Here is an 8,396-nt window from a genome sequence, read left to right as displayed (position 1 = left end):
TGCCCACGCGCTTCATCGGGTACTTGAGGCGGTCGGGCGAGTAGATGCGCTCGATCATCGAGCGGCCGCGCTGGCAGGCGCGGATCTGGCGCGGGGCGTCGGTGTCGTCGGGGAGCGTCGCGTCGGTTTCGATGCGGATGACGCGCCCGTGCTTCGTGAAGCACCTGAGCGGGCAGCGCTGGCCGCAGTTGATCACGCACGCGCACCAGGACATGGATTCAATGGCGTCGGCCGCTGCGGCGACTGCGCCGGCGAGCGGGGTCATGGCGAGACCTGCGAGCGCGAGAGCGTCGCGCATGAGATCTCTCCTAGAAATTCTTGTGTCAAGCATTTCCGGGGTCCTTGAGACGGAATTTTTATGCCGGCGATCCTGAACGGATCATCTCTTTCTGTTCGGTTTGTCTTGGGGTCAACCGAAGAGGTTACTTCGAAAGTATAGAGCGCTTCATGAAAATCTAGGCAGAAATAACTAATGGCGCGATGACGGCAGTTTCGTTGAATTGATCCGCTGAGCAATTCTTCAGTGATTTGTTTTTCCTGGAACAACGCGTTCGCTGCAGTCAGGAGGACTCTGACCGGGCCGGTCTGCGCCTGCTTGATCCCGCGCAAAGAAAGCTCAGGAGGCCCGCCGCCCTGGCTGTCAGACAGCCAGGTGCACGACCCGCTGATTTTTTCGTCGGTGACTGCGGTATTACCCGGCGGAGACGGGATGCCTTCTGAATTTCCTGTAATTTTCCAGGGACGACCCATCAGTTCCCCAGCCGGGGGCCGCAGGCGGTACGGGGCTGCTCTTGGTGGGCGTTCCGCGGCACCGGGCCTCGCCGGCGCAGGCTTTGCCGTGATCGGAACGCCGGGCGGAACCGTTCGTCCGTCGATTTCATGAAATGGAATGAGCAGTTGACAAAAACGGAATGAGAGTGCAGAATGACCCTCATGACGAACGACGAGGTTCGCCGAATCCTTAAACCTTTCACGAGTGAGACGATGACCGTCCTCCAGACCTTCCGAATGTGCACCTGCACCCTCTGAGGCTCTCCGGACCGTTCCCGAGGAACGGACGCACGGAGACACCGCCTCCGCCGCCCTTCCCCGCAACGTCACAACCCTGAAACAGAAGAATTTCGCCATGACCTCCGCCCGTCCTTCCTTTCCGAGTCCGCTTTCCTGCCTGCGAATGCCGCTCGCGATGTGCTGTCGAATGACACCGCGCGGCGTCACCCGCATTCCTCAGAGGAGGTGCTGAAGTTCACTCCGGGAAACTTCGCTTTCAGCACTCCCCAGACCTGAGGGGCACTGACCTTGAGACGGTCAGCATGAAAGGGCGTCGCGTACACACTTCATACGCGACGCCCTGTTTTTTTATTCGTTTTCTTAATCAGTTACAGCAGCAGGAAATCAAAATGGAATACGCAACGCTTGCCGTTCACGGCGGATTTGAGGACGAGAGCCACCGCGCGGTCACCTATCCCGTCTACCTCTCCTCGACCTTCATCCAGCCCGACAGCGAGAATTTCCAGGACTACGCCTACTCGCGCTCCGCGAACCCGACCCGCGCCTCCGTCGAGCGGCTCGTCGCGGACCTCGAGGGCGCGAAGCACGCCTTCGCGACGAGCTCCGGCATGGCCGCGAGCGCGCTCGTCTTCGAGCTCCTCGAGCAGGGCGACCGCGTTCTCATCTCAAGCGACGTCTACGGCGGCACCTGGCTCTTCACGACCCAGTTCTTCGCCAAGCGCGGCATCGAGTTCGAGGTGGTGGACGACTTCAACACCTACGACTTCGAGAAGGCCGCCCCGAACACCCGTCTCATCTTCATCGAGACGCCCACGAACCCCATCCTCACGATCACCGACATCGAGCGCGTCTCGCGCGAGGCGAAAAAGCGCGGGATCCTCACGGTGGTCGACAACACCTTCCTCACCTCGTACCTGCAGCGGCCGCTCGACTTGGGCGCCGACATCGTGGTCTACTCGGCCACCAAGTACTACGCCGGTCACTCGGACGTGCTCGCGGGTTTCGTGGTCTTCAATGACGACGCCCTTTACGAGCGCCTGAGGATCTTCAGCAAGGCGCTCGGCGGCGTGCTCGACCCCTTCGACAGCTTCCTCGTCACCCGCGGCATCCGCACGCTCCCGCTCAGGCTCGACGCCCACAACCGCAACGCGCTCGCGATCGCGGAGTACCTCCGGAATCACCCCGCCGTCGAGAAGGTCTTCTACCCCGGTCTCGCCGACCATCCGGGCCACGACATCCAGGCCCGTCAGGCGAAGGGCTCGGGCGGCGTCCTCTCCTTCCGCTTCAACGAATCCGAGTACGACCTCGACCGCTTCGTCACCTCGCTCAAGCTCTTCGCCTTCGCGGTGAGCCTCGGCGGCGTCGAGTCCCTCATCTGCCGGCCGGCCACGATGACCCACGAGTCCTACGCGCCGGAGCTCCAGGAGCACCTCGGCATCACGAGGAACCTGCTCCGCCTCTCGGCCGGCATAGAGGCCCCGGGCGACCTCATCGCCGACCTCGAGCAGGCCTTCCGCGCCGCGAAGCGCTGACAACCCGCAGCCGCATTCAGAACAGATTTTTTTCAATACATATTCAAAGGAACACCATCATGACCATCCGCACCGCCTCCTTCGCTCCCCTCTCCTTCCTGCGCCGCCGCGTCGCCGCCGCCGTCGCCGGGCTCGCACTCATCGGCGCCGTCGGCCTCACGGCCTCTCCCGCCGCGATCGCGGGCGAGAACCAGCTCGCCGCCATCCAGAAGGCGGGCGTAATCAGGATCGGCACCGAGGGCGTCTATGCGCCCTACACGTACCACGACGCCAAGGGCAGCCTCACGGGCTACGACGTCGAGGTCGGCCGCGAGATCGCGAAAAAGCTCGGCGTGAAGCCGCAGTTCGTCGAGACGGCCTGGGACGCGATGATCGCGGGCCTCGACACGAAGCGCTACGACATCGTCATCAATCAGGTGACGCCGACCGAGGAGCGCCGCGCGAAGTACGACTTCTCGGCTCCCTACACCTTCGTCAAGGGCGCCCTCATCGTGAAGAAGGACAACACGAAGGTGCGTCACTTCTCCGACATCAAGGGCCTGCGCGCCGCGCAGACCGTCACCTCGAACTGGGGCAAGACCGCGGTCGAGTACGGCGCCGAGATCGTGGGCGTGCAGGACTTCGCGCAGTCCGTGCAGCTCGTCGCCACGGGCCGCGCCGACGTGACCCTGAACAGCGAGCTTTCGACCCTTGACTTCCTGCGCGAGAAGCCCGACACGCCCGTGGAAATCGTTGACCTGACGAAGACCGGTCTTGAGATCGCGATTCCGCTGCGCAAGGGCAATCCCGAGCTCAAGGCCGCGATCGACAAGGCCCTGGCCGAGCTCGCCGCCGACGGCACGCTCTCGAAGCTCTCGATCAAGTTCCTCGGCACCGACGCCTCCAAGAACTGAGAACTGAAAAAACCGCCGCTGACGGTGTGACGGCCCTCGGCGGCCGGTGTGACGAACCCCGCCAATCTCTCCCCGGACCCGCCCGAAGCCTCTGATTCCAGGAGACTCCGGACGGATCCGGCGGCGGGGTGCACCCTCGTGAAACACGGGACCTTCCCGAAGAGAAACGCATCATGGACGACCGAATACTTCAGATTCTCGAGGACAGCTTCACGCAGCTCCTCATACCGGGCCTCACGGTGACGATCCCGCTCACGCTCCTCTCCTTTGCGTTCGGGCTCGCGATCGCGCTCGTGCTCGCCGTGATCAGGACGGCCAACGTGCCGGTGCTCACGAACGTCGCCCGCGTCTATGTCTGGATCTTCCGCGGCACGCCGCTTCTGGTGCAGCTCTTCGTGATCTTCTTCGGTCTGCCGAGCATCGGCGTGACCTTGGACGCCTTCCCCTCGGCCGTGATCGCCTTCTCGCTCAACGTCGGCGCATACGCCTCCGAGGCGATCCGCGCCGCCATCTCCGCCGTGCCGAAGGGGCAGTTCGAGGCCGGGTACTGCGTCGGGATGAGCTACCTCACCGTCATGCGCCGCATCGTGCTGCCGCAGGCCTTCCGCACGGCCTACCCGCCGCTCTTCAACGAGTTCATCTCGCTCGTGAAGAACACCTCGCTCGCCAGTTCGATCACGGTCTTCGAGATGTTCATGAGCGCGCAGAGAATCGCGGCGCGCACCTACGAGCCCTTCTGGCTCTACCTCGAGGCGGCCGCCATCTATCTCGCCTTCTCGACCGTCCTCTCGCAGATCCAGGTCTGGGGCGAGAAGCGGCTCGCGAAGTACGAATACTGATTCAACCTGAAGGAAAGACAGGAAATGATCGAACTCACCGATATTCGCAAGTCCTTCGGGGACCACGAAATTTTGAAGAACGTCAGCCTCTCGGTCTCGAAGGGCGACGTGGTTGCAGTGCTCGGGCCCTCGGGCTCGGGAAAGACGACGCTCCTGAGGATCGCGAACTTCCTCGAGACGGCGGACGCCGGGCGTCTGGTCTTCGAGGGCGAGAGCCTTGACCTCGCGCATCTTCACCGGCGCGACATCGCGCGGATCCGCGCGAAGACGGGCTTCGTCTTTCAGAACTACAACCTCTTCCGGAACCTCACGGCGCTCGAGAACGTCACCGCGGGCCTGCGTTTCTGCCGCGGGCTCGGGCGCCGTGAGGCCGACGAGATCGGCCGGGCGAGTCTCGCGGAGGTCGGCATGCTCGACCGCGCGGACCACTATCCCTCGGCCCTCTCGGGCGGCCAGCAGCAGCGCGTCGGCATCGCCCGCGCGATCGCCGCGAACCCGGACGTGATCTACCTCGACGAGCCCACCTCGGCGCTCGACCCCGAGCTCGTGGGCGAGGTGCTCGCCGTGATCAGGAAGCTCGCCGCCGAGGGCCGCACGATGGTTCTCGTCACCCACGAGCTCAACTTCGCCCGCCATGTCGCGAACCGCATCGTCTTCATGGCCGACGGCCTCGTCGTCGAGGAGAACACGCCCGAGGCGTTCTTCACGAACCCCCGCGAGGAACGCACGCGGCAGTTCCTGAGGCGCCTCGACGGCAGCGCCGACTACGTGATCTGAGTCGCCGCAGACGGCAATCGATTTTCAGGCAAGTGCTCCTCCTACCTCCCGGGCTCCGGTCCGGGGGGACTTTTTTTGATGAATTTTTGAAGGTGAGCGCCCGCTTTCGCTGGTCTCGAAAATATCGTTGAATATCAATGAATTATCGAAATTGACAAGTTAACTCACAGAATTATGCGAATAATCTGACCTGCCCTTCCCGCTCTCGTCCCGGACATGAGTGCATTGAAAAGGCGGCTCCGCATTGATGCAGGAGTCGCCTGAAGATCGTCCGGAAGTCCGGGAGCCGTCGTCAGCAGACGAGGTACGGCAGCGCGAAGAGCGCGACCGCGAGCACGCAGGCCGCGCCGACGATCACCTTCCAGATGAAGTACTCATGATCCATCTCGGCGATCTCGCGCAGATCGGTCGGCATGTCGAGCGCGCCGGTCTCGGAGAGCGACGGCGTCATGACGTCCTCCTTCCTCTGCCCTCTCGTGCAGACAAAGTAGATCACGAGGCCGAGCACGCACCAGATGACGCCCGTGAAGAAGGCATCGCGGTCAAGCTCGGTCATCATGTAGAGGTAGATCACGGCCGAGACGGGAGCGCCCACCATCAGGAGCGGGGCCTTGTAGGTGCGCTCGAGGTCCGGGCGGCGCAGACGGAGCACGAGTGCGGCGACGATGCCGATCACGTAGTAGAGCAGATCGGCGAAGAGCGAGAGCGAGGCGATGTAGATGAGCGAGTCCGTCAGGATGAGCGCCACCGTCAGCACGCCGAGCGTGATGATCGCGACGTACGGGGTCTGGAACCGGTCGCTCATCTTCGCGAAGATGCGCGGCATCACGCCGTCGCGGGCCATCGTGAAGAGGTAGCGCGGCGTGGTGGCGATCGAGGCGTTGATGGTCGAGAAGTCGCCGCCGAAGGCCACGCCGGCCGCGAGGAGCGCGAGCGGCAGACCGAGCACGCCGGCGGCCTTCATGGCGTCGGCGTACGGCGCCTGGGCCGTGGCGAGCGAGGCGAGGCTCTCGACCGGCGTGATCGCGATCAGGAACCACTGGAAGAGCGCGTTCACGGCAAACACCACGAAGGGCGCGAGGAAGAGCGCGCGCGGGATGTTGATGCGGGGGTACTTGATCTCCTCGCCCATGGCGACGCAGGCCTCAAAGCCCGCGAAGCACCACCAGACGAGGCAGACCGAGGCGGCGAAGCTCATCTGCCCTTCCGCCGGGAGGAAGGACGGGGCCTTGACGAAGGTCGGGAGGTTCACCTCGGGGATCATGGTGAGGAACCAGATCACGGCCACGCCCCAGAAAAAGAACATGAAGCCGTTCTGGAGGCGCCCGGTGATCTTCACACCGCAGACGGTCGCGACGATGAAGGCGGCGGTCACAATGACGGCGAGCGCAATGTCGGGAATCGGGAGCTCAACGCCGAAGGCCGCGAAGATCGTCTTGAAGTAGTAACTGAAGGCGAGCGCCTCGCCGCCCGTCACCGCGACAAGCGAGATGATGAAGTTCCAGCCGGCGAGCACGCCCGCGGGACGGCCGAGGCCGAGCGAGGCGAACTGGTAGGTGCCGCCCGCGTAGGGGAGCGCCGCGCCCATCTCTGCGTAGAGCAGCGCCGGATAGATGCTGATGAGGAGCGCGACGAACGTGGCGAAGATCACCGACGGGCCCATCTGGCCCACGACGTTCGAGCCGACCGTGAAGAGGCCGACGCCGATCACGGATCCCGCCGTGATGGTGACGGCCTCGCGCATGCCGAAGCTCCTCTGGAGCATCGGCGACTGGTTCTGGGTGTTCATGTTTTTTTCCTGCCTGATTATTGGATTCCAGGATGGCGGCGTCCGAGGAAACGCCTGCGGGGCCGCGGGAAACGCTGTTTCCACGGCCGCGCACGGATTCCATTATGTGTCCGCGGGATCGGGTTATCCCTAGGGTGTTCAGGCAGGAAGGCTTGACGAAGGAGATCTCCGCCTCAGGCCTTGCTCAGAAGTTCGAGCAGTTCGGCGACGTGGGTCTTCGCCGCGACGGCGTAGAGGGCGTGCTCGATCTTTCCCCCGGGGCTGATGACGAAGGTCGAGCGGACGACCTTGCGCTTCACCTCGCCCTCCTTCTCCTCGAGCTTGAGTGCCCCGTAGGCCTCGCAGACCTTTCTCTCCGGGTCGGAGAGGAGCAGGAAGTTGAGGGACTGCTTCGTGCGGAACCCGCAGTGCGCCTTGATGCTGTCGGGCGAGACGCCGGCCACGGTGCATCCGAGGGCCTCGAACTCGGCGAGGTGGTCGCGGAAGCCCTGGGCCTCGAGCGTGCAGCCCGAGGTGTTGTCCTTCGGGTAGAAGTAGAGGATGAGGCGGCGGCCCGCGAAGTCGGCGAGCGTCTTCGTGCCTGCGGTGTCGCTCTCCATCGTGAAGTCCGGGGCGGCGGCGCCGACCTTGAGTTCGGGAAGTTTGGTGACGGCCATCGGTTGTTCTCCATCATTGGCAGGCCGGGCGGGAAACGGCATGCCCGGCGCTCGGAGGAAGCACGATAGCGCGGATCGGGGCCGGCCGGGGGCACCCTCGGCGCTGACCGGACAGTCATCAATCAAAAACCGGAACCTCCACGGAATGGGAGGTTCCCGTCGGCGGCGCTTGTCCGATGGCCTCGATTTTTACTTGAGCTTCGCGTAGACGGCCGGGTCAACCGGCTCCATCCAGGTGGTGCCCGCGCCCGGGCTCATGATCGAGAGGTGCTGGAACCAGCTCTCATGCGAGCCGCCGTGCCAGTGCTTCACGTTCTCGGGGATGGTGACGGTCGTGCCGGGGAGGATCTCCTTGGGCTCCTCGCCCCAGATCTGGTAGTAGCCCTTGCCGGAGACGCCCACGAGGACCTGGCAGGACTTCTGATGCGTGTGCCAGTGGTTGATCACGCCCGGGGCGAACGTCACGTTCGAGACGCCCACGGAGACGCCGGCGGGGGTGAGCGGAGCGAGATAGGTCTGGCCCGTGAAGTACTTCGCGTAGGCGACGTTGTCGACGCCGATCGGGAAGACGGCGCCGCCGACCTTCATCAGCGACTCGGTGATCTCCTTGACCTTCTCGGGTGACGGGGCGTCAGCGGCGCAGACGGGGGCGGAGGCGACGGCGGCGAGGCCGGCGGCGCCGGCGACGAACTGACGACGGGTGGAAGTAGCGGTGCATACACGTCATGCACGGCCCACGTCTTTGCCAAAAACCAAAAACCACGTAGGGTCAAGCTATCCAACATCCGCATCGCACAACTTGTTTGCTTATCACAAGCATGCAAAGCAAAAGCCAACCCGTCGGCTATCTCTCCAACGGGCTGGCTTTTTTGTTTGCGTTACGCTATCGAGCGAAGTGC

At 63.8% G+C, this 8,396-nt stretch carries 8 protein-coding genes and 1 pseudogene; 4 read left to right on the top strand and 5 right to left on the bottom strand.

What is annotated here, in order from left to right; all coding sequences use genetic code 11:
• Together Q4F91_RS11990 and Q4F91_RS11985 are read right to left on the bottom strand one after the other, a co-directional pair.
• Window positions 1–298 (bottom strand): annotated as a pseudogene (locus tag Q4F91_RS11990) (oxidoreductase); the annotation flags it as partial.
• Window positions 262–750: a hypothetical protein gene (locus Q4F91_RS11985; protein WP_303337951.1), complete on the bottom strand. Its 489-nt coding sequence runs from the start codon at window positions 748–750 to the stop codon at window positions 262–264. The gene Q4F91_RS11985 and the pseudogene Q4F91_RS11990, both read right to left, overlap by 37 nt.
• Before the next feature lie 650 nt (window positions 751–1,400).
• Between Q4F91_RS11985 and Q4F91_RS11980 the strand changes: the two genes are divergently transcribed.
• The 4 genes from Q4F91_RS11980 to Q4F91_RS11965 all read left to right on the top strand — a co-directional run bounded on the left by Q4F91_RS11980 (window position 1,401) and on the right by Q4F91_RS11965 (window position 5,052).
• The gene (locus tag Q4F91_RS11980; RefSeq protein ID WP_303337950.1) at window positions 1,401–2,543 is read left to right on the top strand and encodes a PLP-dependent aspartate aminotransferase family protein; all 1,143 of its coding nucleotides are present in this window, start codon (window positions 1,401–1,403) and stop codon (window positions 2,541–2,543) included.
• 59 nt (window positions 2,544–2,602) lie between these two features.
• Window positions 2,603–3,436 (top strand): amino acid ABC transporter substrate-binding protein, encoded by an 834-nt coding sequence (locus tag Q4F91_RS11975; RefSeq protein WP_303337949.1) that lies wholly within the window; start codon window positions 2,603–2,605, stop codon window positions 3,434–3,436.
• Window positions 3,437–3,609: 173 nt separating this feature from the next.
• Complete coding sequence (locus tag Q4F91_RS11970) at window positions 3,610–4,275, top strand: amino acid ABC transporter permease (protein ID WP_303337948.1); 666 nt, start codon at window positions 3,610–3,612, stop codon at window positions 4,273–4,275.
• A 24-nt stretch (window positions 4,276–4,299) separates the two neighbouring features.
• Window positions 4,300–5,052 carry an amino acid ABC transporter ATP-binding protein gene (locus tag Q4F91_RS11965; RefSeq protein WP_303337947.1) on the top strand — a complete coding sequence of 251 codons (753 nt, stop codon included), beginning with the start codon at window positions 4,300–4,302 and terminating at the stop codon, window positions 5,050–5,052.
• A 292-nt stretch (window positions 5,053–5,344) separates the two neighbouring features.
• On the opposite strand, the gene Q4F91_RS11960 is transcribed toward Q4F91_RS11965, so the two are convergent.
• The 3 genes from Q4F91_RS11960 to Q4F91_RS11950 all read right to left on the bottom strand — a co-directional run bounded on the left by Q4F91_RS11960 (window position 5,345) and on the right by Q4F91_RS11950 (window position 8,085).
• Window positions 5,345–6,841, bottom strand: a complete 1,497-nt coding sequence (locus Q4F91_RS11960) for an APC family permease (protein WP_303337946.1) — start codon at window positions 6,839–6,841, stop codon at window positions 5,345–5,347.
• Window positions 6,842–7,014: 173 nt separating this feature from the next.
• A complete protein-coding gene (locus tag Q4F91_RS11955) occupies window positions 7,015–7,497 on the bottom strand; it encodes a peroxiredoxin (protein WP_303337945.1) in 483 nt (160 codons plus the stop codon).
• A gap of 189 nt (window positions 7,498–7,686) precedes the next feature.
• Entirely contained in the window at window positions 7,687–8,085 is a 399-nt protein-coding gene (locus Q4F91_RS11950; RefSeq protein ID WP_303337944.1) for a cupin domain-containing protein, read from the bottom strand.
• Between the last annotated feature and the right edge of the window lie 311 nt (window positions 8,086–8,396).

The organism is Sutterella sp., assembly GCF_030539355.1.
Lineage (GTDB): Bacteria > Pseudomonadota > Gammaproteobacteria > Burkholderiales > Burkholderiaceae_F > Sutterella.
This window is presented reverse-complemented; position numbering and strand designations above follow the sequence as displayed.